The following is a 23,222-nucleotide window of genomic DNA, read 5'->3' as shown; positions in this document are numbered from 1 at the left end:
CCGCCTCGTCAGTTGGGCTGGCTGCCGCAGCCGAAGGGCAGCGCGTAGGTGCCTTTCGGAACGGGAGCAGGATTAACCGGGGCAGGGCGCGTTGCAAGCCAGGCGGCGACCGCGGTGACGTCGGCCTCGGTCAGATGGCCGGCAACGAGCTGCATGCAGTCAGGCGATTTTGCGGTGCGGGTGCCGTAGCGCCAGGCGCCAAGCTGGGCGCTGATATAGGGGGCGCGCAGGCCGAGCAGGCCAGGGATGCCGGGCTGCATGCCTGTGAGTCCCGGGCCGTGGCAGCTGACGCATGCCGGAATGTTGCGACCTGCATCGCCGCTGGTTGCGAGCAGCTCGCCTTGCGCCAAAACGTCCTTGCTGACTTCGCTCGGCGCCGGCTGCGGCAGCGGCGGATGCTCGCTGGCAAAGTACTCCGCCATCGCCTCCAGATACGGATCGGGCAGAAATTCCAGGAGATAGTTCATCGGCGGATATTTGCGCCGGCCGCTGCGGAAGGCGAGGAGCTGGTTGTAGAGATAGCCGGCGGGCTTGCCGGCAAGGCGCGGGAAATAGACGTCGCTGGTGCCTTCGCCCTTGTTGCCGTGACAGGGCGTGCACGCTTCCACCCGCGCCGCCATCGTATCGGGCGGCTGGTTGGCAGTTTGCGCGGCCGCACCATCAAAGGTGGCCAAGGTGATAATCACGGCGGCCGAGGCCGCGGCGCGAGCGAACACTTTCGTCGCCCTCCACAAAGCTGGTCCGGTTGATTCCGGATCACAGCGTAGAGCGGCATTATTGCGCCAATATTTTCCCGCGCAAGATCGGACATCAGCGACGACGTTTGGTCGCGGTTGCACGTTTGCGATCCCGATCGGATTCGACAAAATTTGCGTGCTTTTTGAAAACCAGACATGACGCTGCGATCTCGCGGCAATTCCTGCCCGAGTCTTGCCTCGTCATGCCGCCCTCGATGTCAGAGGGCGCAGGGAAGACCGGGTGCCGGCCGGGCACCCACGGTCCACTGTGCGAAAGGTGGCGAAGAAGCTGCACAGCGGCATACAGGTGAAGCCCAACAACCGGCCTTCCCTGCGCAGTGGGTTTACGGCTTATGCCGAGCTCTCCCCGGGGAGCGATGCACTATTGCCCCCGTCGCCTTGCGGATGGCTGATGCCTGGGCCCGGTTGGGCCCACGCATCACCGCAAGACTTGGCGCACAGACCCCGGGCGCCAGGACGACACGGTTTTACCGTACGCAGAACCCACCGGTCGTATGCGCGATGGTCCTCGCTCACGGTTGCCCGCCCTGCAAAACCCTTCGCGCCGGTGTGGCCTTGCGTCCACCACGGCTCATCCCGCGTTCGTGACGATCGCGATACGCCCCTCTGACAGGGATGAGGTGGCGGGAGAATGCGACAAAGCCGAAATTCTGTAAAGGCGAATATTTTTGCTGGCGGCGATTGACCCGTTGGTTGGATGTTTTGCCCGACGGGCAACACAAGGTCTCGTAGCCCGGGTGAGCGGAGCGACACCCGGGACAACATTTGCTTTGGTCCCGGATATCGCTCCGCTCACCCGGGCTACAAGACCGCGTTCCAGCCCAACCATCGAGGGATCATTTCGCGCCGCCGCGAGTTTGCAACGGATCGTCCGGGTTGGAGCCGCCATGCCCCTCAATTTCGACACGCTGAAAGCTTCGCTCGTCCTCTATGGGCTGAACGTGATCTACGCGATCCTGCTGCTGGCGATCGGCTGGTATCTGTCCGGCGCCATGCAGCGCTTCGTCACGCGCGTGCTCAATGTCGGCCACCGGGTCGATCCGCTGGTGACCTTGTTCCTCTCCAGCGTCACGCGCTACGGCGTGCTCGCGGTGGTCGGCATCGCCGTGCTTCAACTGTTCGGCATCCAGACCGCGAGCCTCGTCGCCGTGCTGGGTGCAACGTCACTCGCCATTGGTCTGGCGCTACAGGGCACGCTGTCCAATCTCGCCGCAGGCGTGATGTTGCTGCTGTTCCGGCCGTTCCATATCGGCGACGACGTCGAGGTCGGCGGCAAGGCCGGGAAGGTGCGCTCGCTCTCGCTGTTCATGACCGAGTTGGTCGCGGCCGACAACACGCAGATCCTGCTGTCGAATGGGCAGGTGTGGGGCGCGGCGATCATCAATCACAGCGCCTATCCCGGTACGGGCGAGGTCAAGGTGACGTTTCCGGTCGGGGCCGGCTCGGCCAATGCTCTGGCGGACCAGATCCTGAAGGAACTGCGCGAGGATCCGCGCGTCGACGATCACGCCGCGCCGTCGGTCAATGTCTCGAAGGTGATCGCCGCCGATCCCGCAGCGCCCGTCGTGGAGTTGACGGTCAGCGCGAAGGTGAAGCCGTCGGATGCCGATGCGGTCAAGCAGCGCGTGCTCGATCACGCGAGCGCGTTGCTGGCGGCGGCATAGGGCGCTCCATCAACATGCGCTGTCTCGTAGCCTGGATGGAGCGAAGCGTAATCCAGGATTTGCATCCGCGGACACAGAGGTCCCGGATTGCGCTTCGCTCCATCCGGGCTACGGATCTCAGCCCCGCGGCGCGCGCGGCGGCCGGCGTTTCACGGCATGCCGGCGCGGCGAACGTGTTACGCGCGGGCGAAGCCTCGTTGCCGCGGTAGCGCGGCGCGGTTTGGTCTGGGCGTGCGGGCCGCGGGCGAGGTCCATCAGCATGCGCAGCGCCTCGACCACCGAGCGCTGGCGCACGGCGGTGCGGCCGATCGCGCCAAAGCGGTGCTCGCGATGGATGATGCGGCCGTCGCGCGCGGCGGCGGCGAAGTGGACGAGGCCGACCGGCTTCCCGGGCGTGGCGCCGCCGGGGCCGGCGATGCCGGTGATGGACACCGCAAGGTCGACGCCGGCACGCTCCAGCGCGCCGACCGCCATGGCGGTTGCGGTCTCCTTGCTGACCGCGCCGAAATTGGTGAGCGTGCTCGCCTCGACACCCAGCATCGCGCGCTTCGCGTCGTTGGAATAGGTGACGAAGCCGCGGTCGATCACGTCAGACGAGCCGGGGATGTCGGTCAGCGCGCCGGCGACAAGGCCGCCGGTGCAGGACTCCGCCGTCGCGATCGTCAGCTTGCGCATCCGGCAGAGATCGAGCAGCGAGCGGGAGAGGGCGCGTGCGTCGCTGCCGGCCATGACCTAGATGCTCCAGGTCTTTTCGTTAAATGGCAAGCGGATGGTGGCGCTCGCGGTGGCCGCGATGCCTTCCTCGCGGCCGGTGAAGCCGAGCCGCTCGCTGGTCGTCGCCTTCACCGCGACGCGGGAAATGTCGACGCCGGAGATCTCGGCGATGCGCGCGCGCATGGTGTCGCGCAAGGGGCCGATCTTCGGCCGCTCGCAGATCATGGTGACTTCGAGATTGGCGATACGGCCGCCACGCGCCGTGACGCGTTCGATGGCGTACTTCAGGAACTGGTCGGAGGAGGCGCCCTTCCACTTGGCGTCGCTCGGCGGGAAGTGCGAACCGATGTCGCCGTCGGCGAGCGCGCCGAGGATGGCGTCGACCAGCGCATGGAGGCCGACATCGCCGTCGGAGTGCGCCAGAAAGCCCTTGGTGTGCGGCACGCGTATACCGCAGAGCATGAGGTGATCGCCTTCGCCGAAAGCGTGCACGTCGTAGCCCGTGCCGGTCCTGATGTCGCCGAGCAGGCTGGCCAGGCGCGCTTCCTCGCGCACGAAATCCTCGGGGGTGGTGAGCTTCATATTGGCAACATCGCCTTCAAAGGTTGCAACCGTCAATCCCGCCCATTCGGCAATCGCGGCATCGTCGGTGAAATCAGAGCGCCCGTCCTTTGCCGCACGACGATGCGCTTCGAGGATGACATCGAAACGAAAGGATTGCGGCGTCTGCGCGATTCGCAAACGCGCGCGGTCCGGCGTGTCCTCGACATCGCCGCTCGCGCTCGTGATCTTGATGGTGTCGGTGACGGGGACGACGGGGATCGCAGCACCGGTGCGGCTTGCCGCCTCGATCGCGCGCGAGATCACGCCGGCCGAGACGAAGGGCCGGGCGGCGTCGTGGATCAGCACGATATCGGGTTGATGCTTGGCGAGCGCCTCGAGGCCGGCGAGCACAGAAGCCTGACGGGTGGCACCGCCGCTGGTCGGCGCCTCGTGCTTCAGCCCTGCGACCGCTGCCGTGAACATGGCGCTGTCGTCGGGATTCACCACCGGCTGCACGGCGAACACATCGGGATGCTGGCTGAAGGCTTCCATGGCGCGATGGATCACAGGCACGCCGCCGATCGTCCGATATTGCTTCGGTCCGCCGGCGCCGGCGCGCAGGCCGCGTCCGGCCGCGACGAGAACGACTGCGGTGCGCTGTGATTTCGCCATAGGACTCAAATACTCAGTTGATGATGAAGAGTCGGGGAGTGGGTGATGACCGGCATGCCTCTAGCACGGCAGGCCCGCAAAAAAAGGGGTTTTCCCGGATTGTGGGAAACAGCAATTTGCTGCACTGCACTTGAAAAATTTGCAGAACTGTCTAAACTGTAGGCATGACGCTTGACTGCACAAGAATTGTGCGCAAGATAGGCCATGGCAGCGCGATCAAGCCCTGCCGACTTAACGAGACCCCCTGTGACCGGCTCGGCAGTATCAGGCACTAAGCCGTTGAAAATAGGCGACATTGACGTCGCCACCCCGGTTTTCCTGGCGCCGATGTCGGGGGTGACCGACTCGCCCGTCCGTAAGCTCGCCGCCGAGCTGGGGGCGGGTCTCGTCGTGTCCGAGATGACCGCGAGCGACGAGCTCGCCAACGGCCATCGGATGTCGCGGTTGCGCTGCGAAGCGACGGGAATCGGCCCGCATGTGGTCCAGCTCGCCGGCTGCGAGACTCACTGGATGGCCGAAGGCGCCCGGATCGCGGAAGCCGAAGGCGCCGACATCATCGATATCAACATGGGCTGCCCGGCCCGTCACGTCACCGGCGGCCAGTCCGGCTCGGCCCTGATGCGCGACCTCGACCACGCCGTCAGCCTGATCGAGGCGACGATCGCGGCGGTGAAGGTCCCCGTGACGCTGAAGATGCGGCTCGGCTGGGATGACCGCACGCGCAACGCGCCGGAGTTGGCGCGCCGCGCGGAAGCGGCCGGCATCCAGCTCGTCACCGTGCACGGCCGCACCCGCTGCCAGTTCTACAAGGGCGAGGCCGATTGGGATGCGATCCGCGCCGTGCGCGAAGCCGTCTCCCTTCCGCTCGTCGTCAATGGCGACATCACCACTTACGAGAAGGCGCTCGCAGCACTCGAGGCCTCCGGCGCGGATGCCGTGATGATCGGCCGCGGCGCGAACGGCCAGCCCTGGCTGCCCGGCGAGATCGGCCGCCGCCTCAACGGCGGGGCCGCTGAAGCCACGCCGTCGCTGGAAACACAACTTCATTACGTCCGTACGCTCTATGAGGGCGTCTGCGCGCTCTACGGCCTGCGCGTCGGCCTCAAGCACGCCCGCAAGCATCTCGGCTGGGCGCTGGACGTCGCTGCGGATGCGAGCGGCGCACCGGTCGAGAAGCTGAAGGGCTGGCGCCAGAAGATCCTCACCTCGGAGGATCCCACCGCCGTTCACCAGTCACTGCAAGATGCCTTCGACGACTTCGCATGGAGCGCTGCTGCATGAGCTCAGCCGCTGAACATCGTCGGCCGATTCTGTCCGACAGCGACGCCATCCTGGACGCGCTTCCCAATCCCGTGCTCATGATTGGGCCGGACGGCAAGATCGTCGCCGCCAATATCGCGACCGAAGCCTTCTTCGAGATCTCGACGCAGTTCCTGAAGCGCCAATCGCTGAAGGAGCTGGTGCCGTTCGGCAGCCCCTTGCTGGCGCTGATCGACCAGGTGCGCTCGTCGAACTCGCCGGTCAACGAATACAAGGTCGATCTCGGCACGCCGCGCATGGGCGGCGACCGCCAGGTCGATTTGCACGTCGCGCCGCTCACCGAGCGGCCCGGCCATATCGTGGTGATGCTGCAGGAGCGCTCCATCGCCGACAAGATGGACCGCCAGCTCACCCATCGCAGCGCTGCGCGCTCGGTGATAGCGCTAGCAGCCATGCTGGCGCACGAGATCAAGAATCCGCTCTCCGGCATCCGTGGCGCGGCGCAGTTGCTGGAACAGCAGGCCTCGTCCGAGGACCGCATGCTGACGCGGCTGATCTGCGACGAGGCCGACCGCATCGTGACGCTGGTCGACCGCATGGAGGTGTTCGGCGACGAGCGTCCCGTGGTGCGCGGGCCCGTCAACATCCATTCCGTGCTCGACCACGTGAAGCGGCTGGCGCAGTCCGGCTTTGCCCGCAATATCCGCTTCATCGAGGATTACGATCCCTCGCTGCCGCCGGTGCTGGCGAACCAGGACCAGCTCATCCAGGTGTTCCTCAACCTCGTGAAGAACGCCGCCGAAGCGCTGATCGACGTGCCCGACGCCGAGATCCAGCTCACCACCGCGTTCCGCCCCGGCGTGCGCCTGTCAGTCCCCGGTCAAAAATCCCGGGTATCTCTGCCGCTCGAATTCTGCGTGCGAGACAATGGACCAGGCGTGCCGGACGATCTTCTGCCCAACCTGTTCGATCCCTTCGTGACCACCAAGCAGACCGGCTCTGGTCTCGGCCTGGCGCTGGTCGCCAAGATCGTCGGCGATCACGGGGGCATCATCGAATGCGAGTCTCAGCCGCGCAAGACCACCTTCCGCGTGCTGATGCCGATGTATTCCACATCGGTGAAACATGCCGATCACAGCAGTCGCGACGGTTCTGCCGGGAAGTCGTCGTCTGCGTCACAGGGGGCAAAATGAGGATTAACGATGCCCGCAGGTAGCATTCTCGTTGCTGATGACGACACCGCCATCCGCACCGTTCTCAATCAGGCACTGTCCCGCGCCGGCTATGAGGTGAGGCTCACCGGCAACGCTGCAACGCTGTGGCGCTGGGTCAGCCAGGGGGAGGGCGATCTCGTCATCACCGACGTGGTGATGCCCGACGAGAACGCCTTCGATCTCCTGCCGCGGATCAAGAAGATGCGGCCGAACTTGCCGGTCATCGTCATGAGCGCGCAAAACACCTTCATGACGGCGATCCGCGCGTCTGAACGGGGCGCGTACGAATATCTGCCGAAACCCTTCGACCTGAAGGAGCTGATCGCCATCGTCGGCCGCGCGCTGGCCGAGCCCAAGGAGCGGGTCTCGACGCCGGACGAGGACGCCGAGATGGAGGCGATCCCGCTGGTCGGCCGCTCGCCGGCGATGCAGGAAATCTATCGGGTGCTCGCACGCCTGATGCAGACCGACCTCACCGTGATGATCACGGGCGAGTCCGGGACCGGCAAGGAACTGGTGGCGCGCGCGCTGCACGATTACGGCAAGCGTCGCAACGGCCCGTTCGTCGCGGTCAACATGGCGGCGATCCCGCGCGACCTGATCGAGTCCGAATTGTTCGGCCACGAGCGCGGCGCCTTCACCGGTGCCAACACCCGCGCCTCTGGCCGGTTCGAGCAGGCCGAGGGCGGCACGCTGTTCCTGGACGAAATCGGCGACATGCCGATGGAGGCGCAGACACGCTTGCTGCGCGTGCTGCAGCAGGGCGAATACACCACCGTCGGCGGCCGCACCCCGATCAAGACCGACGTGCGCATCGTCGCGGCCTCCAACAAGGATCTGCGCGTGCTGATCCAGCAGGGCTTGTTCCGCGAGGACCTGTTCTTCCGCCTCAACGTGGTTCCGCTGCGGCTGCCGCCCTTGCGCGAACGCATCGAGGATCTGCCCGATCTCGTCCGCCACTTCTTCGCGCTGGCTGAAAAGGACGGCCTGCCGCCGAAGAAGCTCGATGCGCTGGCGCTGGAGCGGATGAAGCAGCACCGCTGGCCCGGCAACGTGCGCGAGCTCGAGAACCTCGCCCGGCGTCTGGCCGCACTCTATCCGCAGGACGTGATCACGGCCTCCGTCATCGACGGCGAGCTGGCGCCGCCGACGGTCAGCCCGGGCGCCGCGGTCCAGCAGGGTGTCGACAATCTCGGCGGCGCGGTGGAAGCCTATCTGTCCTCGCACTTCCAGGGCTTCCCGAACGGCGTGCCGCCGCCGGGCCTCTATCACCGCATCCTCAAGGAGATCGAGGTACCGCTGCTCACGGCGGCGCTTGCCGCCACCCGCGGCAACCAGATCCGCGCCGCCGATCTGCTCGGCCTCAACCGCAACACGTTGCGCAAGAAAATCCGGGACCTCGATATCCAGGTCTACCGGAGCGGGGGCTAGTTTCCCCAAAACGGACGGTGGCTCAGCTCCCCCTACCACAGCGGAGCTGAGCCTGTCCGGATCGCGCGAGCCTTGATGGCTGGCGCGATGAGCAAAAGTCCGAATCGGACCGATTTGTTCCGTCGAATTTTTCGATTTTGTCATTCGGCCGCGAGGCGCGGCGTCGCGCTTATCGGACCAGGCGGGTTGATGCCGGCGTCATGCTGGCGACATTCGTCGCCTGCTCCAGAGTGAGGCCGTTGACCAGGAGGTCGGCGGCCACGATCAGCAGCAGAACCGATGACACCATCACTGCAAGGAATACTCTATCCATTCCCGTTAATCGGGATGGGGCCGAATCCGTTCCGCCGCAGCTGATCCTGTTAGCCAGCTTTTCTGCACAAGGTTCCGGCTCCTGACCGTTGACCTATGTCAACGTAGAGGGCCGCCGGCCTCCTTGAATGACCTCGGGCGCGACGACGAGGTCGAAGATGGCGATGGAAAATCTGAAACTGCCTGAGGGGCCCATGTCGGGGCTGGTCGCCTCGGCCGTGGAATATATGGTCGATGCCGGGCAGCGCAGTGTGCTGTTCCTGGACATCATGCGCCAGAGGGGCGATCAGTATCGCGAACATGTCGCGCAGACCGCGCCGCATGTGCTGCAATATGCTGCCGAATTGATCACGGACGGTCGCAAGCTCGACGAGCCCGTGAATTACGCGCTGGTGCGCATCATCCCGCCCAAGGATGTCGAGATCGACATGAGCCGACGGCCCTTCGTCGTGGTCGATCCGCGCGCGGGACATGGACCCGGCATCGGCGGCTTCAAGGCGGACAGCGAGATTGGCGTCGCCATGAAGGCGGGACATCCCTGCTATTTCATCGGGTTCCTGCCCGAGCCCATGCCGGGGCAGACGATTGAACGCATTGCGCGCGCGGAAGCGAAGTTTCTCGAAACCGTCATCAGCCGTCACCCCGATGCCGACGGCAAGCCCTGCGTGATCGGCAATTGCCAGGCCGGCTGGGCCGTCATGATCCTGGCCTCGCTGCGGCCGGAATTGTTCGGACCGCTGATCATCGCCGGCGCGCCGCTGGCCTATTGGGCGGGCGTGCACGGCCAATATCCGATGCGCTATTCGGGCGGCCTCCTGGGCGGAAGCTGGCTCACGGCGCTCGCGAGCGATCTCGGTGCCGGCAAGTTCGACGGCGCATGGCTGGTGCAGAACTTCGAGAACCAGAACCCGTCGAACACGCTCTGGACCAAGCAGTACAACGTCTATTCCAAGGTCGACACCGAGGCCGAGCGCTATCTCGATTTCGAACGCTGGTGGGGCGGTCACGTCAATCTCAACGCCGAGGAGATCCAGTTCATCGTCGATGAGCTGTTCATCGGCAACAATCTCGCCGCCGGCCGGATCGAGATGTCGGATGGACAGAAGGTCGATCTGCGCAACATCCGCTCGCCGATCGTGGTGTTCTGCTCCAAGGGCGATAACGTCACCCCGCCGCAGCAGGCACTCGACTGGATCCTCGACTGTTACGCAGATGTCGACGAGATCAGGGCCTATGGCCAGACCATCGTCTACACCGTTCACGAAAGCATCGGTCATCTCGGCATCTTCGTCTCCGGCGGCGTCGCCAAGAAGGAGCACGCGGAATTCTCCAGCAACATCGATCTGATCGACGTGCTGCCGCCCGGGCTTTATGAAGCGACGTTCGAGGCGCGCGGCAACGAGACGCTCAACGCCGATCTTGCCGCGGGGCAATGGGTGATGCGCTGCGAGGCGCGGACGCTCGACGACATCCATGCCATGGGCGGCAATTCGCCCGACGATGAGCGTCGCTTCGCCGCCGCCAAGCGCGTCTCGGAGCTTAATCTGGCCGCCTATCAGAAGTTCGTGCAGCCCTGGGTCAAAAAGATGGTGACGCCGCAGGTGGCGAACTGGGCGCGCAACATGCATCCGCTGCGGATGCAATATGAGCTGTTCAGCAGCCAGAATCCCTGGATGTCCGGGATCAAGTCGGCTGCCGACCGCGTCGAGGACAATCGCAAGCCGGTGTCGAAGGACAATCCGTTCCTGGCATTCCAGGAGCAGATGTCGAAGCAGATCGTGCATGCACTCGACAGCTGGCGGGATGCCCAGGAGGCGCTGAGCGAGACCATCTTCCTCAACGTCTACGGCTCGCCCGCACTGCAGGCTGCGGTCGGTATCGATCCGAATTCGGTGCCGTCGCGGCGGCGGGAGATGTCGGACGAACATCGCGCGCTGCTCGAGAACCGGATCGCGGAGCTGAAATCGCACATCGGCGAAGGCGGGCTTCGTGAAGCCTCGCTCCGTGCGCTGCTCTATGTCGGCTCCGCACGCGGCATGGTCGACGAGCGCAGCATCGAGGCGCTGCGCCAGGTGCGGCGCGAGCATGCCGGCACCCGGATGACACTGGCCGAGTTCAAGAAGCTGGTGCGCGAGCAGTTCTTCATGCTGCTGCTGGATCGGGACGCAGCGCTCGCGGCCATCCCTGGCATGCTGCCTGATGACCTCAACCAGAAGCGCGCGGCGTTCGCGGCGATGCGCGAGGTTCTGTCGGCCAGCGAGGACATCACCGGCGAGCGCGCCAACCGTCTCAAGCGCATCGCCCAGTTGTTCGGCCTCGACGGGGAGGGCGAGTGGACGTCAAACGTCGCCCCTTTCGACTCGCAGGCAAGGGCGTCGTAGCGCGGATTGGCGGGAGCAGGAGTGACATCATGTCGACTGATGCGACACAGGCGCAATCCGGCACCAAATATGACCGCCTGATTGCGGCGGCCCGGGCGGCGCCGCCGACGCCGACGGTTGTCGTGCATCCCTGCGATGAGACCTCGCTGCGGGGTGCCATCGACAGTGCGAGCGCAGGCATCATCCGGCCGATCCTGGTCGGGCCGGCGGGCAAGATCGGGGACACCGCCACAAAATTCGACCTCGACGTCTCGGGCTTCGAGATCGTCGATGCCGCGCATAGCGACGATGCTGCGGCCAAGGGCGTCGAGCTCATTCATGCCGCGAGGGGTGAGCTGCTGATGAAAGGCAGCCTGCACACGGATGAATTGATGCGCGCCGTCACGGCGAAGACCGGCGGCCTGCGCACCGACCGCCGCATCAGCCATGTCTTCGTCATGGACGTGCCGGCCTATGCCGAGACCATCTTCGTGACCGATGCTGCGATCAACATCTTCCCCGACCTCGACGCCAAGCGCGACATCATCCAGAACGCGATCGATCTCTACAACCAGGGCGGCTTCGGCAAGACGCCTCGGGTCGCGATCCTGTCGGCGGTCGAAACGGTCACCTCGAAAATCCCGTCCACGATCGAGGCGGCCGCCTTGTGCAAGATGGCCGACCGCGGCCAGATCACCGGCGGCGTGCTGGACGGACCGCTGGCCTTCGACAATGCCATCGATCCCGAGGCGGCGCGGATCAAGGGCATCGTGTCCGAGGTCGCCGGCCGTGCCCAGATCCTGATGGTCCCGGACCTCGAATCCGGCAACATGCTGGCCAAGAACCTCGCTTATTTCGCCAAGGCCGACGGCGCCGGCATCGTGCTCGGCGCGCGTGTGCCTGTGGTGCTGACCTCGCGTGCGGATTCGCCGCGCGCGCGGATGGCATCCTGCGCGGTTGCTGCGCTTTACGCTCGTGCAAGGCGCCAGATGGCGCCGACAGTCGCCGCGTGACCGCCATGGACACGATCCTCGTCGTCAATGCCGGCTCTTCCAGCGTCAAGTTCCAGGTCTATTCGATCGAAGGCGAGGGCACGCTGCGCCGGCAGATCAAGGGACAGATGGACGGCATCGGCAACCGGCCGCGCCTGCGCGCCAGCGGGGCCGGCGGCGACTCCCTGGCCGATCGTGCCTATCCGATCGATGCGGTGGCAGATGTTCCGGCGGCGATGGCGGTTGCGGGAGACTGGCTGCGGGACGAGCTGCGCGTGACGCCGATGGCGGTCGGTCACCGGGTCGTGCATGGCGGCCCGGACTATGCGCGACCGGTGCTGATCGACCATGGCGTCGTGTCGCGCCTCGAACGGTTTGTCTCGCTGGCGCCGCTGCACCAGCCGCACAATCTCGCACCGATCCGCTCGCTGCTGGCGAACTTCCCCAAGCTGCCGCAGGTGGCGTGCTTCGACACGGCGTTTCACCGCAGCCACGAGGCCGTCGCCGATCACTATGCCATTCCGCATCAGCTTCATGCTGAGGGCGTCAGGCGTTACGGATTCCACGGGCTGTCTTACGAATACATCGCCCGGACGCTGCCGACCGTCGCGCCCGAGATCGCCAAGCAGCGCGTGATCGTCGCCCATCTCGGCAGCGGCGCCTCGATGTGCGCGATCAAGGACGGCCGCAGCGTCGAGAGCACGATGGGTTTCACGGCACTGGACGGCCTGCCGATGGGCACGCGCCCCGGGCAGATCGATCCGGGCGTCGTGCTCTACCTGATCTCCGAGAAGGGGATGCAGCCTGCGAAAGTGCAGGACTTCCTCTACCGCGAGTGCGGATTGAAAGGCCTCTCCGGCGTCAGCAACGACATGCGCGAGCTCGAGGCGAGCGACGACCCGCAGGCAAGGCTCGCGATCGACTATTTCGTCTATCGCATCGCCCTCAACACCGGCATGCTGGCCGCGGCCTTGCAGGGGCTGGATGCCTTCGTGTTCACGGCCGGTATCGGCGAGAACTCGGCTTCGATCCGCGCCCGCGTCGCCGCCAAGCTCGAATGGCTCGGTGCTGCGATCGATGCCGGCGAGAACGCCCGCCATGCGCGCCTGATCTCGCACGCCGACAGCCGCATCCCCGTCTATGTCGTCCCGACCGACGAGGAGCTGATGATCGCGCAGCACACGCTGGCACTGCTGATGAACAGCCCATCGAACAACGCAATATCTGAGAGGGTGTCATGATCCCCGTATTTCCGGACAGCAAGGTCGCTCTCAAGGGCAAGAAGGGACTGATCGTCGGCATCGCCAACGACCAGTCGATCGCCTGGGGCTGCGCGCGGGCGTTCCGCGCCCTCGGCGCTGATCTGGCCGTCACTTATCTCAACGATCGCGCCAAGAAGCATGTCGAGCCGCTCGCGCAGGCGCTGGAGGCCCCGATCTTCATGCCGATGGACGTCATGGTCGAGGGGCAGATCGAATCGGTGTTCGAGCGCATCACCGCCGAATGGGGCCAGCTCGATTTCCTGCTGCATTCGATCGCCTTCTCGCCCAAGGAAGCCCTGCATGGCCGCGTTGTCGACGTCGGCCGCGACGGCTTCCTGAAAACGATGGACGTCTCGTGCTGGTCCTTCATGCGGATGGCCCATCTCGCCGAGCCCTTGATGAAGAACGGCGGCACGCTGTTCACCATGACCTATTACGGCAGCCAGATGGTGGTGGAGAACTACAACGTGATGGGCGTGGCGAAGGCCGCGCTCGAAGCGTCCGTTCGCTATATCGCGGCGGAGCTTGGCCCGAAGGGCATTCGCGTCCACGCGATCTCGCCGGGCCCGCTGGCGACCCGCGCCGCCTCGGGCATTCCGGAGTTCGACGAGCTCATGGACAAGGCGCAATCCAAGGCGCCCTCGCGCAGCCTCGTCAGCATCGACGATGTCGGCAACGCCACGGCATTTCTGGCGCTTGATGGCGCCAAGCTGATCACGGGCGGCGTGCTCTATATCGATGGCGGCTATCACATCATCGACTGAGCGTGCTCAGCGATAGTGCAGGGCAATCAGCTCGGCGACGCAGGCGGGCTTCTTGCCGCCCTCGATCTCGATCACGAGGTGATAGTTGACGCGCAGGCCGTCCGGCGGCACGTCCTCGGCTTCGGCAACGCTGACCCGGCCGCGCAGCTTTGAGCCTGCCGGCACCGGCGCGAGATACCTGATGCGGTCGGCGCCGTAGTTCAGCGTGTTGCGCAGGCCCTTCAGTCCGATCACGGAGCGGATGAAGAGCGGGGCGAGCGCCAGCGAGAGCAGGCCATGGGCGATGGTCTTGCCGCCAGGCATTTCCTTGGCTGCGCGCTCCTGGTCGACATGGATCCATTGCTCGTCGCAGGTCGCTTCCGCGAACTGGTTGATGCGGTCCTGCGACACCTCCACCCAGTCGCTGACGCCGATCTCGGTGCCGACGGCCGATTTGATCTCGTTGAAATCGCCAAAGATCCGCATTCGACCGTCCTCGTCAGAGTTTCATTTCCGGCACGGAATCCGGGATCACCAGTTCGGCCTCGGTCACCGCGAGGACCTCCCCGACGGAGATTCCAGGCGCGGTTTCCAGCAGCGTTGCCCTGCCGTCGGGAAAGCCGATGACGGCCATGTCGGTCACGACCAGATTCACCGGCCGTGCCGAGGTCAGCGGCAGCGAGCATCTGGCGACGATCTTGGACTTGCCCTTGGCGGCGTGCTGCATGGCGACGATGACGCGCTTGGCGCCGCTGACGAGATCCATCGCGCCGCCCATGCCGGGCACCATCTTGCCGGGGATCATCCAGTTGGCGAGCAGGCCATGCGCGTCGACCTGGAGGCCGCCGAGAACGGTGATATCGACATGGCCGCCGCGGATCAGCGCGAACGACATCGCGCTGTCGAAGGTGGCCGCACCGGGGAGCGCACTGATCGGGCGGCCGCCGGCGTCGGTGAGCGTCGGGTGCGCCATGCCCTGCTCGGGGATCGGCCCGGTCCCGATCAATCCATTCTCCGACTGAAAGAAGACCTTCAGCTCGGACGGCACGTAGTTGGCGACCAGCGTCGGAATGCCGATGCCGAGATTGACAAGATTGCCGCTCTTCAACTCCTTGGCGACGCGCCGGGCGATGATGATCTGCGGGTCCATGTGTCACCCGTTCGTAATGAGGTAGTCGACGAGCGGCCCCGGCGTCACGACGTGGTCGGGCGCGATCACCCCGACCGGGACGATGTTCTCCGCGGTGACGATGACGGTGTCGGCGGCCATCGCCATGACGGGATTGAAATTGCGCGACGTCAGCGCGTAGGCGAGGTTGCCGAGATAGTCGGCGAGAAAGGCGTGGACCAGAGCGAACTGCGCGCGCAGCGCGGTCTCGAGCAGGAACGGCTTGCCGTCGACCTCGACATGCTGCTTACCCTCCGCAACCAGCGTGCCGACGCCGGTCGGCGTCAGGACGCCGCCGAGACCGCATCCGCCGGCTCGAATGCGTTCCACGAAGGTGCCCTGGGGAATGAGATCGACTGCGATCTGGTTCGCCAGCATCTGCTGCTGCGCCTTCGGATTGAGGCCGATATGGGTGGCGGTCAGGCGCGAGACCAGCGCCGCATCGAACAGCTTGCCGACGCCCTTGCCTGGGATTGCCGCATCGTTGCAGATCAGGGTCAGGCCACTCTTGTGCTGCCGGACGACTTCGTCCAGCAGCCGTTCGGGCGTGCCGACGCCCATGAAACCTCCGACCATGACGCTGGCTCCGGCCGGGATCATCGCAACGGCTTCTTCGACGGAAATGGCCTTCATCTAGGGAACTCCGGTCGGCGGGAGCGCGACGCGACGAATGTTCGCGGACGGCAGTTGTCCACCCTTGATCTGCGTCAAAGCTCCGCATCATTGGTGATGCTCGCTAGTATCTCTCGCCAGAGCCTGCACACCTCGTTGTGCCGCTTATCGCGCGGCGCTGACGGCCTAACCGCAAACTCCTGAAAGGGGAGATGTGATGCCAGAGATCAATCCGTCCACTGAGAACATCCGCACGATGCTGGCCGAAGCACTCGGCCGTCTGCGCAAGGCCAATACCGACTATTTCGAGCTGCTGGAGAAGGGGCTCGAATCCTCGTCGCTGCCGATCGCGAACCAGGCCAAGGAGTTCACCAGCTTCATGCAGCGCAACGTCACCGCGACCTTCGATCTCGGCGACAAGCTGATCCAGGCCAGGGACGTGCAGGACGCGCTGAAGCTTCAGGCCGAATTCTTCCAGGACCAGATGCGGGCGCTGACCGATCAGGCCAAGACCATGGGCGAGGCCGCCATGAAGGCGGCCGGCGGCATGTTCAGCCCGAAGAGCTGACACGGCCCCAGCAGCGATCGCGGGGGCGAGGGCACCACACTTTCAGGCCGCGGCCGGCGTCTATTGCGGCAGCGGGTACGACAACAGGCCAGCTAGTACGACACCTATGGGAACTAAACCTGTCCGCAGAACGATCCCCATGGCGACCGGTACTGACGGACGCGGTGACGCCGGAACCGGTCTGGCGAGAGAGGCGCGATATGGCTGAGACCAACAAGCTCTCCGTGGAGAAGGCGCTCGATAAGCTGCGCCGCGACGAGCGGCCGGCAACGGCGAGCGAGCAGCGGGATGAAAAGGCCGAGGCGCTGAAGAGCGAGATCAAGCGCATGCGCGCGCAGAGATCGCGCCTCGATCGGCCACCCCGGGGCAGCGGCTGAGCGCCATCGGGCGCGATCGGCCGATCGGGCGACCGCCCCCGCGGGCGGAGCGAAGGCCATTGTTCCGGGCCAAGACGGTCGCTGCGAACGCCTGCCGGGCAAAGCCATCGAATCCCGCGTCGTGCGTTTTGGTAAATCGTGGCTAAAAGAAGAAGTTGAATTCCGTAAGTGGCTGAGATTACGTGGCTATTTGACACTGTCGCGTCTCGGCAACAATGTGGTACGAATACATCAGTTGCCGCCCGCGGCGGACCCGCTTTCAGCACCATTGCCGGAATGACCAGCGCAGACACCTCGGCCGCATCCTTTGACACGGCCTCAGCAGAAGAGCCCCGGCGCTGGTCGCCGCGACGCTGGCTGGCGCCCTTTGCCGTCGCGCTGGCGCTGCTGTCGGGCCTGCTGACCTTCCTGGTCCTGACCGGCCTCACGAGCATCGAACCGACGCCGGAGGTGGTCCGCTCGTTCTACCTGATCAATGCCGGCACGATCCTGCTCCTGGTCGGGATCATCGTCCGCGAGCTCTGGCAGCTGATCCTGGCACGCCGGCGGGGCAGGGCGGCGGCACGCCTCCATGTCCAGATCGTCAGCCTGTTCTCGATCGTGGCGGTGCTGCCGGCGGTGCTGGTTTCCGTCGTCGCCAACGTCACCCTCGAGCGCGGCCTCGACCGGCTGTTCTCCGGGCCGACCAAGGAGGTGATCCAGAACTCGCTGAACATCGCGCGCGCCTACATGCAGGACCACGCCCAGCTGATCCAGGGCGACATTCTCGGCATGGCCAACGACATCGCCCATGCACGGCCGCTCTATGATCAGGACCGGCGGTCGTTCCGCGAAATGCTGACGGCCAGCGCCAGCTCCCGCAACCTGCCGGGCGCGATGATCATCGACAAGAGCACCAACATCCTGGAATCCGCCGACACCGGCATGCGGCTGGCCTATTCGCCGCCGGCGCCGGACTTTCTCAGCAATGTCAGCGAGAGCCAGCCGGAGATCGCGATCCTTCCGGACGCGAGCTACGTCGCGGCGGTGATCCGCCTGCGCGCCTTCAACGACACCTTCCTCTACGTCGCCCGGCCGCTTGATCCGAATGTGGTCAACCAGCTCAAGCAGACCGAGGTCAGCGTCGCCGAATATGCCCAGATTGAGTCGCGGCGGCTCGGCATCCAGGTCGCCTTCGCGCTGATGTTCGCGGTGATCGCGCTGACGATCCTGATGGCCTCGGTGCTGATCGGGCTGAACTTCGCCAACTCGCTGGTCGCGCCGATCCGGCGGCTGATGAACGCCGCGCAGACCGTCTCGACCGGCGACCTCCACGTCAAGGTGCCGGTGCACCAGTCGGAAGGCGACCTTGCCCAGCTCGGTGAGACCTTCAACAAGATGACGCAGGAATTGCGCAGCCAGCGCGACGAGCTCGTCAACGCCAGCGATCTCATCGACAGCCGCCGCCGCTTCATCGAGGCCGTGCTGTCCTCGGCCAGCGCCGGCATCATCGGCGTCGACACGTCAGGCAGCGTCGGCATCCTCAACCGCTCGGCCGAGAAGCTGATCGGGCATTCCGAAGCCGAGACGCTCGGCCACCCCCTGTCCGACGTGCTGCCCGAGCTCGACGAAATGATGAAGGCGGCGCGGGACGGGACCCAGCGCCTGGTGCAGGGCCAGATCACCATCACCCGCGACGGCACCGAGCGCAATCTGTCGGTCCGCGTCAGCGCCGAGAAGAACCAGCCGCACGACAGCTACATCATCACGCTCGACGACATCACCGAGCTGGTCTCGGCGCAACGCACCTCGGCCTGGGGCGATGTCGCGCGCCGTATCGCCCATGAGATCAAGAACCCGCTGACGCCGATCCAGCTCTCGGCCGAGCGCATCCGCCGCAAGTTCGGCAAGGACATCACCGAGGCCAAGGACAAGCAGATCTTCGACCAGTGCACCGACACCATCGTGCGCCAGGTCGACGATATCAGGCGCATGGTCGATGAGTTCTCGCGCTTTGCGCGGATGCCCAAACCGGTGATGGAGGGCGAGGACGTCGCCGACACCGTGCGGCAGGCGGTGTTCCTGATGAAGGTGGCCCATCCCGAGCTCGAGATCGAGGCCGAGTTCAAGGAAGATCCGCTGCGTGCCCAGTTCGACCGGCGGCTGATCTCGCAGGCGGTCACCAACATCGTCAAGAACGCGACCGAGGCGATCGAGCAGGTGCCGCCGGAGGAGCTCGGCAAGGACGGCGGAAAAGGTCGCATCGACGTCGTGGTCTCGCGCGAGGGCGAGGACGTGCTGATCGACGTGATCGACAACGGCATCGGCCTGCCCAAGGTCGCGCGCTCGCGGCTGCTCGAGCCCTATGTCACCACCCGCGCCAAGGGCACGGGCCTTGGCCTTGCTATCGTCGGCCGCGTGCTGGAAGACCATGGCGGCCGCATCGAGCTGAAGGACGCCTCCGACTTTCGCGAAGGCCAGCGCGGCGCCTGGATGCGCATGCGCTTTGCGATCTCCGGGCAGCCCAAGAAATCCGAAGCAGCCGAGCCGGCACCGCCGGCCAAGGACGTGACAGCCAAGGATCTGGCGAGCGAGCAGGCCGGCGCCGTTGTCAAGGACCAGGTTGTCAAGGACCCGGCGCAAGAAACAAAAGAGCCCGCGGCCGAAACCAAAGAGCCGGCTGAAAAGACCAATGATTCAACGAAAATCGAAGCCTCAACAGGCAGCTGAGAAGACAGGCGCGACCCATGGCAAGTGAAATTCTGATTGTCGATGATGAGGCCGATATTCGGGATCTCGTTGCGGGCATCCTCGAGGACGAGGGATTCGTCACCCGCACCGCGCGCGACAGCGACTCGGCTTTGGCCGAGATCGCCAACCGCCGGCCGCACCTGGTGTTTCTCGACATCTGGCTGCAGGGCTCCAAGCTCGACGGCTTGCAGCTGCTGGAGCAGGTCAAGAAGGACAATACCGATCTGCCGGTCGTGATGATCTCCGGCCACGGCAACATCGAGACCGCGGTCGCAGCGATCAAGCGCGGCGCCTATGACTTCATCGAAAAGCCGTTCAAGGCCGACCGGCTGATCCTGGTCGCCAACCGCGCGCTTGAGAACTCGCGGCTCAAGCGCGAGGTCAAGGAGCTGAAGCAGCTCGCGCCGAGCGCCAGCCAGCTCGTCGGCCGCTCGCCCAGCATGAACCAGTTGCGCCAGACCATCGAGCGCGCGGCCAAGGCCAACAGCCGCATCCTGATCGTCGGCCCCGCCGGCGCCGGCAAGGAGCTGACCGCGCGCACGCTGCATACGGCCTCGGGCCGCGCCGATGGTCCCTTCGTCGTCATCAACGCCGCCGCGATCACGCCCGAGCGCATGGAGCACGAGCTGTTCGGCGTCGAGCAGTCCAACGGCGAGCAGCCGCGCAAGCCCGGCGCGCTCGAGGAAGCCCATGGCGGCACGCTGTTCATCGACGAGATCGCGGACATGCCGCGCGAGACCCAGAACAAGATTTTGCGCGTGCTGGTCGAGCAGTCGTTCCAGCGCGTCGGCGGCACCGCCAAGGTGCAGGTCGACGTCCGCATCATCTCCTCGACCGCGCGCAACCTCGAGGAGGAGATCGCCGCCGGCCATTTCCGCGAGGACCTCTATCACCGGCTCTCGGTGGTGCCGATCCGCGTGCCCGCGCTCTCGGAGCGCCGCGAGGACATTCCGGAGCTGATCGACTATTTCATGGAGCAGATCTCGGCCGGCAGCGGCCTGCCCAAGCGCCAGATCGGCCAGGACGCGATGGCCGTGTTGCAATCGCACGTCTGGCCCGGCAATGTGCGCCAGCTCCGCAACAACGTTGAGAGAGTCATGATTCTGGCCGCGGGCGGTCCGGAGGTGATCATCACCGCCGACATGTTGCCGCAGGACGTCGGCTCGATGGTCCCGGCGATGCCGACCAGCAACAATGGCGAGCACATCATGGGCCTGCCGCTGCGCGAGGCGCGCGAAGTGTTCGAGCGCGACTATTTGATTGCCCAGATCAGCCGTTTCTCAGGAAATATTTCTCGTACGGCCGAGTTTGTTGGCATGGAACGTTCGGCGCTGCACCGGAAGCTGAAGGCGCTCGGCGTCGGCTAACGCCGGCGTCGCGCCCGGACTTTAGGGATAAGCGAGGAAAATCATCTATTTCCGTAGTTTTTCGGAGAAAACGGACGTCGTCTGCCGCGTGAAGCGGCTTGCCTAATAAGCCGACCTGTCCTCTAATCGAACCGCTGTTCCTCCGAGGGGGATCTCATGAGGAGCGGCAACCGGAAGAAGGCCCCATTTTGAAAACAGGGTCGCAACCGGCGCAATAACAAGAAACTCAAAGCGAGAAAAAAACAATGGCGGCAGACCGCGCACAAAACCTACAGGACACTTTCCTTAATCACGTTCGCAAAACCAAGACGCCACTGACGATCTTTCTGGTCAACGGAGTGAAGCTCCAGGGCATCGTGACCTGGTTCGACAATTTCTGTTTGCTGCTTCGGCGCGACGGTCACTCGCAGCTGGTCTACAAGCATGCGATCTCGACCATCATGCCAGGCGCTCCGATCCAGCTGTTCGAAGGCGGCGAGGATCAGCCGGCTTGAGAGTGATCTGATTGGAACCCCGGAATTTCGACGGGGATGCCGACCGTCCGCGATCGGCAGGGGCTAAGCAGACGGGGCGGGTGCTGGTCATCGGTCCCTATTTGCGGGCGCGCGCGGGAAGTGCCGACGCGCAATCGGAAAGCCATGCCCTTCCCAATCATGTCCAACGCGACGCCGAGGCCCGGCTCGACGAAGCCGCCGGCCTCGCGCGTGCGATCGACCTCGTCATCGCCGACGCCATCATCGCGCCGATCAGCCAGATCCGTCCCGCCACCTATATCGGCAAGGGCAAGGTCGAAGAGATCGCCGCATTGGCCAAGAGCCTCGACGTCGAGCTCGTGGTGATGGATTGCGCGCTGGCGCCGATCCAGCAGCGCAATCTCGAGAAGGAATTGCATGCCAAGGTGCTCGACCGCACCGGGTTGATCCTCGAGATCTTCGGCCGCCGCGCCAAGACCAAGGAGGGCTCGCTCCAGGTCGAGCTCGCGCATCTCAACTATCAGCGCTCACGCCTCGTGCGTTCGTGGACCCATCTGGAGCGCCAGCGCGGCGGTTTCGGATTCATGGGCGGCCCTGGCGAGACGCAGATCGAAGCCGACCGCCGGCTGATCCAGGAGCGCATCTCGAAACTCGAGAGCGAGCTGAAGAAGGTGCAGGCCACGCGGCGCCTGCATCGCGCCGGACGCCAGCGCGTGCCGTACCGCGTGGTCGCGCTGGTCGGCTACACCAATGCCGGCAAGTCGACGCTGTTCAATCGCCTGACCCGCGCCGACGTGCAGGCGGCCGACATGCTGTTCGCCACGCTCGATCCCACCTTGCGCGCGCTGACGCTGCCGCGTGGCGGCAAGGCGATGCTGTCGGATACGGTCGGCTTCATCTCCAACCTGCCGACCCAGCTCGTCGCCGCCTTCCGCGCCACGCTGGAGGAGGTGCTGGAAGCCGACGTCATCCTGCATGTCCGCGACATCTCCCATGAAGACGCCGAGGCGCAGCAGAGCGACGTCGACGCCGTGCTGCGCCAGCTCGGCATCAATCCTGACGACTCTGGTCGCATCATCGAGGTCTGGAACAAGATCGACCGCTACGAGCCTGAAAACCGCGAAGAGATTTTGAACATTGCCGCGCGCAGGCCGGAGGATCATCCGGCGATGCTGGTCTCGGCCGTCACAGGCGAGGGCGTCGATGCACTGCTCGCCGCGATCGAGGAACGCCTCGCCGCAAAACGCACCACGCTCGATCTCTCGGTCGACGCCGCCGACGGCGCCGGCATCTCCTGGCTCCACCGCAATTCCGAGGTGCTGGCCAAAGAACTGCACGACGGCCGCTTCGACATGACCGTGCGGGTGGACGAGACCAAGCGGGATATCGTGGTGAACAGGTTCGACGCTGTGCCGCATCTTCCCGCATAATCCAGCGTCACTTCGTAGCCCGGATGGAGCGAAGCGAAATCCGGGATGTCACGACGCGAGGCCCCGGATTGCGCTTCGCTCCATCCGGGCTACGCAGAGACAATCACCTCGACAGGTCGAGGCTCATGAACTGGTTGTGCGGGCTCGCCTGATAGTGGGCGAACGGCTCGCAGGATACGAAGCCTGCGCTGCGGTAGAGCGCGACGGCCGGCACGTGCAGCGGCGCAGTGCCAGTCTCCAGGCTGAGACGCACATATCCGCGCTTGCGGCCTTCAGCAATGATGTGGTTCAGAAGCGTGCGCCCGGCTCCGGTCCGCCGCGCAGTCGGTGCGGCGCGCATCGACTTCACTTCGCCATGCGCCTCATCCAACTGCTTCAGGGCACCGAAGCCAGCCAGCGCGCCGTCCTGCCAGGCGGTCCAGAACGTCACGGACGTAGCCGAAAGACCGCTCGCATCGAGCGCCTGCGCGTGCTCCCCCATGACGCTACGGAGCTCTTCCAGATGATGCGCCAGCAAGTTGGCGACATGTGGCGCCGTCGGATCGTCCTGCCTGATGTCCACTGGGTGCCCT

The 23,222-nt window shown here is 65.1% G+C and carries 23 protein-coding genes; 14 read left to right on the top strand and 9 right to left on the bottom strand.

All coding sequences use genetic code 11. From position 1 onward, the window contains the following. Positions 1–8: 8 nt before the first annotated feature. Positions 9–716, bottom strand: a complete 708-nt coding sequence (locus RAD16_RS04510) for a c-type cytochrome (RefSeq protein WP_458156672.1) — start codon at positions 714–716, stop codon at positions 9–11. Between the two features lie 929 nt (positions 717–1,645). Here RAD16_RS04510 and RAD16_RS04505 point away from each other — a divergent pair. After that, positions 1,646–2,422, top strand: a complete 777-nt coding sequence (locus RAD16_RS04505) for a mechanosensitive ion channel family protein (protein WP_458156671.1) — start codon at positions 1,646–1,648, stop codon at positions 2,420–2,422. 117 nt (positions 2,423–2,539) lie between these two features. Here the strand turns inward: RAD16_RS04505 and RAD16_RS04500 are convergent, their stop codons facing one another. From RAD16_RS04500 to RAD16_RS04490, 3 genes are read right to left on the bottom strand one after another with little or no spacing between them, the layout of a single operon-like run. After that, on the bottom strand, positions 2,540–3,151 hold the full coding sequence (locus RAD16_RS04500) for a CinA family protein (protein ID WP_458156670.1): 612 nt from the start codon (positions 3,149–3,151) through the stop codon (positions 2,540–2,542). Between the two features lie 3 nt (positions 3,152–3,154). Continuing rightward, entirely contained in the window at positions 3,155–4,351 is a 1,197-nt protein-coding gene (locus RAD16_RS04495; RefSeq protein ID WP_458156669.1) for a bifunctional 2-C-methyl-D-erythritol 4-phosphate cytidylyltransferase/2-C-methyl-D-erythritol 2,4-cyclodiphosphate synthase, read from the bottom strand. 5 nt (positions 4,352–4,356) lie between these two features. Then, positions 4,357–4,659: a hypothetical protein gene (locus tag RAD16_RS04490; protein WP_458156960.1), complete on the bottom strand. Its 303-nt coding sequence runs from the start codon at positions 4,657–4,659 to the stop codon at positions 4,357–4,359. On the opposite strand from RAD16_RS04490, the gene dusB reads away from it, so the two are divergent. From dusB to ntrC, 3 genes are read left to right on the top strand one after another with little or no spacing between them, the layout of a single operon-like run. Beyond that, positions 4,631–5,632 (top strand): tRNA dihydrouridine synthase DusB, encoded by a 1,002-nt coding sequence (gene dusB, locus RAD16_RS04485; RefSeq protein ID WP_458156668.1) that lies wholly within the window; start codon positions 4,631–4,633, stop codon positions 5,630–5,632. The two genes, RAD16_RS04490 and dusB, sit on opposite strands and share 29 nt — an antisense overlap. Continuing rightward, positions 5,629–6,804: a two-component system sensor histidine kinase NtrB gene (locus RAD16_RS04480; RefSeq protein WP_458156667.1), complete on the top strand. Its 1,176-nt coding sequence runs from the start codon at positions 5,629–5,631 to the stop codon at positions 6,802–6,804. The genes dusB and RAD16_RS04480 overlap by 4 nt, the downstream gene beginning before the upstream one ends. 9 nt (positions 6,805–6,813) lie before the next feature. Continuing rightward, positions 6,814–8,256, top strand: coding sequence for a nitrogen regulation protein NR(I) (ntrC, locus tag RAD16_RS04475; RefSeq protein WP_458156666.1), 1,443 nt, complete (start codon positions 6,814–6,816; stop codon positions 8,254–8,256). A gap of 169 nt (positions 8,257–8,425) precedes the next feature. On the opposite strand, the gene RAD16_RS04470 is transcribed toward ntrC, so the two are convergent. Next, on the bottom strand, positions 8,426–8,569 hold the full coding sequence (locus RAD16_RS04470) for a hypothetical protein (RefSeq protein WP_458156665.1): 144 nt from the start codon (positions 8,567–8,569) through the stop codon (positions 8,426–8,428). A 157-nt stretch (positions 8,570–8,726) separates the two neighbouring features. Here RAD16_RS04470 and RAD16_RS04465 point away from each other — a divergent pair, with 157 nt between their 5' ends. The 4 genes from RAD16_RS04465 to fabI are packed head-to-tail and all read left to right on the top strand — an operon-like array spanning position 8,727 to position 13,946. Further along, complete coding sequence (locus tag RAD16_RS04465) at positions 8,727–10,949, top strand: DUF3141 domain-containing protein (RefSeq protein WP_458156664.1); 2,223 nt, start codon at positions 8,727–8,729, stop codon at positions 10,947–10,949. A 29-nt stretch (positions 10,950–10,978) separates the two neighbouring features. After that, complete coding sequence (locus RAD16_RS04460; RefSeq protein WP_458156663.1) at positions 10,979–11,941, top strand: phosphate acetyltransferase; 963 nt, start codon at positions 10,979–10,981, stop codon at positions 11,939–11,941. A 5-nt stretch (positions 11,942–11,946) separates the two neighbouring features. Then, positions 11,947–13,161 (top strand): acetate/propionate family kinase, encoded by a 1,215-nt coding sequence (locus RAD16_RS04455; RefSeq protein ID WP_458156662.1) that lies wholly within the window; start codon positions 11,947–11,949, stop codon positions 13,159–13,161. Further along, on the top strand, positions 13,158–13,946 hold the full coding sequence (gene fabI, locus RAD16_RS04450; protein ID WP_458156661.1) for an enoyl-ACP reductase FabI: 789 nt from the start codon (positions 13,158–13,160) through the stop codon (positions 13,944–13,946). The genes RAD16_RS04455 and fabI overlap by 4 nt, the downstream gene beginning before the upstream one ends. A 6-nt stretch (positions 13,947–13,952) precedes the next feature. Here fabI and RAD16_RS04445 read toward each other — a convergent pair whose 3' ends face one another. From RAD16_RS04445 to RAD16_RS04435, 3 genes are read right to left on the bottom strand one after another with little or no spacing between them, the layout of a single operon-like run. Next, positions 13,953–14,411, bottom strand: a complete 459-nt coding sequence (locus RAD16_RS04445; protein WP_458156660.1) for a MaoC family dehydratase — start codon at positions 14,409–14,411, stop codon at positions 13,953–13,955. Positions 14,412–14,424: 13 nt separating this feature from the next. Further along, the gene (locus RAD16_RS04440) at positions 14,425–15,075 is read right to left on the bottom strand and encodes a 3-oxoacid CoA-transferase subunit B (protein WP_458156659.1); all 651 of its coding nucleotides are present in this window, start codon (positions 15,073–15,075) and stop codon (positions 14,425–14,427) included. Positions 15,076–15,078: 3 nt separating this feature from the next. Then, positions 15,079–15,726: a CoA transferase subunit A gene (locus tag RAD16_RS04435; protein ID WP_458156658.1), complete on the bottom strand. Its 648-nt coding sequence runs from the start codon at positions 15,724–15,726 to the stop codon at positions 15,079–15,081. Between the two features lie 196 nt (positions 15,727–15,922). Here RAD16_RS04435 and RAD16_RS04430 point away from each other — a divergent pair, with 196 nt between their 5' ends. The 6 genes from RAD16_RS04430 (at position 15,923) to hflX (ending at position 22,650) form a co-directional block, all read left to right on the top strand. Continuing rightward, positions 15,923–16,273, top strand: coding sequence for a phasin (locus tag RAD16_RS04430; protein ID WP_458156657.1), 351 nt, complete (start codon positions 15,923–15,925; stop codon positions 16,271–16,273). A 200-nt stretch (positions 16,274–16,473) separates the two neighbouring features. Continuing rightward, entirely contained in the window at positions 16,474–16,650 is a 177-nt protein-coding gene (locus tag RAD16_RS04425) for a hypothetical protein (RefSeq protein ID WP_458156656.1), read from the top strand. A 276-nt stretch (positions 16,651–16,926) separates the two neighbouring features. Beyond that, a complete protein-coding gene (locus tag RAD16_RS04420; RefSeq protein ID WP_458156655.1) occupies positions 16,927–19,359 on the top strand; it encodes an ATP-binding protein in 2,433 nt (810 codons plus the stop codon). Positions 19,360–19,376: 17 nt separating this feature from the next. Then, the gene (gene ntrX, locus RAD16_RS04415; RefSeq protein WP_458156654.1) at positions 19,377–20,747 is read left to right on the top strand and encodes a nitrogen assimilation response regulator NtrX; all 1,371 of its coding nucleotides are present in this window, start codon (positions 19,377–19,379) and stop codon (positions 20,745–20,747) included. 245 nt (positions 20,748–20,992) lie between these two features. Continuing rightward, a complete protein-coding gene (hfq, locus tag RAD16_RS04410; RefSeq protein WP_007591126.1) occupies positions 20,993–21,241 on the top strand; it encodes an RNA chaperone Hfq in 249 nt (82 codons plus the stop codon). 11 nt (positions 21,242–21,252) lie between these two features. After that, a complete protein-coding gene (gene hflX, locus RAD16_RS04405; RefSeq protein WP_458156653.1) occupies positions 21,253–22,650 on the top strand; it encodes a GTPase HflX in 1,398 nt (465 codons plus the stop codon). A gap of 103 nt (positions 22,651–22,753) precedes the next feature. Here hflX and RAD16_RS04400 read toward each other — a convergent pair whose 3' ends face one another. After that, positions 22,754–23,212 (bottom strand): GNAT family N-acetyltransferase, encoded by a 459-nt coding sequence (locus tag RAD16_RS04400; protein ID WP_458156652.1) that lies wholly within the window; start codon positions 23,210–23,212, stop codon positions 22,754–22,756. Positions 23,213–23,222: the final 10 nt, after the last annotated feature.

Source organism: Bradyrhizobium sp. 18BD, assembly GCF_054185225.1.
Note: the sequence above shows the minus strand (reverse complement) of the source record. Positions and strands in the feature narration are given on the sequence as shown.

Bases quoted from the DNA above. Each gene is read 5' to 3' on its own strand.
- fabI (WP_458156661.1), top strand. From the start codon at position 13,158: ATGATCCCCGTATTTCCGGACAGCAAGGTCGCTCTCAAGGGCAAGAAG.
- RAD16_RS04500 (WP_458156670.1), bottom strand. From the start codon at position 3,151: ATGGCCGGCAGCGACGCACGCGCCCTCTCCCGCTCGCTGCTCGATCTC.
- RAD16_RS04505 (WP_458156671.1), top strand. From the start codon at position 1,646: ATGCCCCTCAATTTCGACACGCTGAAAGCTTCGCTCGTCCTCTATGGG.
- RAD16_RS04480 (WP_458156667.1), top strand. From the start codon at position 5,629: ATGAGCTCAGCCGCTGAACATCGTCGGCCGATTCTGTCCGACAGCGAC.
- RAD16_RS04470 (WP_458156665.1), bottom strand. From the start codon at position 8,569: ATGGATAGAGTATTCCTTGCAGTGATGGTGTCATCGGTTCTGCTGCTG.
- RAD16_RS04465 (WP_458156664.1), top strand. From the start codon at position 8,727: ATGGCGATGGAAAATCTGAAACTGCCTGAGGGGCCCATGTCGGGGCTG.
- RAD16_RS04425 (WP_458156656.1), top strand. From the start codon at position 16,474: ATGGCTGAGACCAACAAGCTCTCCGTGGAGAAGGCGCTCGATAAGCTG.
- RAD16_RS04430 (WP_458156657.1), top strand. From the start codon at position 15,923: ATGCCAGAGATCAATCCGTCCACTGAGAACATCCGCACGATGCTGGCC.
- RAD16_RS04435 (WP_458156658.1), bottom strand. From the start codon at position 15,726: ATGAAGGCCATTTCCGTCGAAGAAGCCGTTGCGATGATCCCGGCCGGA.
- RAD16_RS04460 (WP_458156663.1), top strand. From the start codon at position 10,979: ATGTCGACTGATGCGACACAGGCGCAATCCGGCACCAAATATGACCGC.
- hfq (WP_007591126.1), top strand. From the start codon at position 20,993: ATGGCGGCAGACCGCGCACAAAACCTACAGGACACTTTCCTTAATCAC.
- RAD16_RS04455 (WP_458156662.1), top strand. From the start codon at position 11,947: ATGGACACGATCCTCGTCGTCAATGCCGGCTCTTCCAGCGTCAAGTTC.
- RAD16_RS04495 (WP_458156669.1), bottom strand. From the start codon at position 4,351: ATGGCGAAATCACAGCGCACCGCAGTCGTTCTCGTCGCGGCCGGACGC.
- RAD16_RS04420 (WP_458156655.1), top strand. From the start codon at position 16,927: ATGACCAGCGCAGACACCTCGGCCGCATCCTTTGACACGGCCTCAGCA.
- RAD16_RS04445 (WP_458156660.1), bottom strand. From the start codon at position 14,411: ATGCGGATCTTTGGCGATTTCAACGAGATCAAATCGGCCGTCGGCACC.
- ntrX (WP_458156654.1), top strand. From the start codon at position 19,377: ATGGCAAGTGAAATTCTGATTGTCGATGATGAGGCCGATATTCGGGAT.
- ntrC (WP_458156666.1), top strand. From the start codon at position 6,814: ATGCCCGCAGGTAGCATTCTCGTTGCTGATGACGACACCGCCATCCGC.
- RAD16_RS04440 (WP_458156659.1), bottom strand. From the start codon at position 15,075: ATGGACCCGCAGATCATCATCGCCCGGCGCGTCGCCAAGGAGTTGAAG.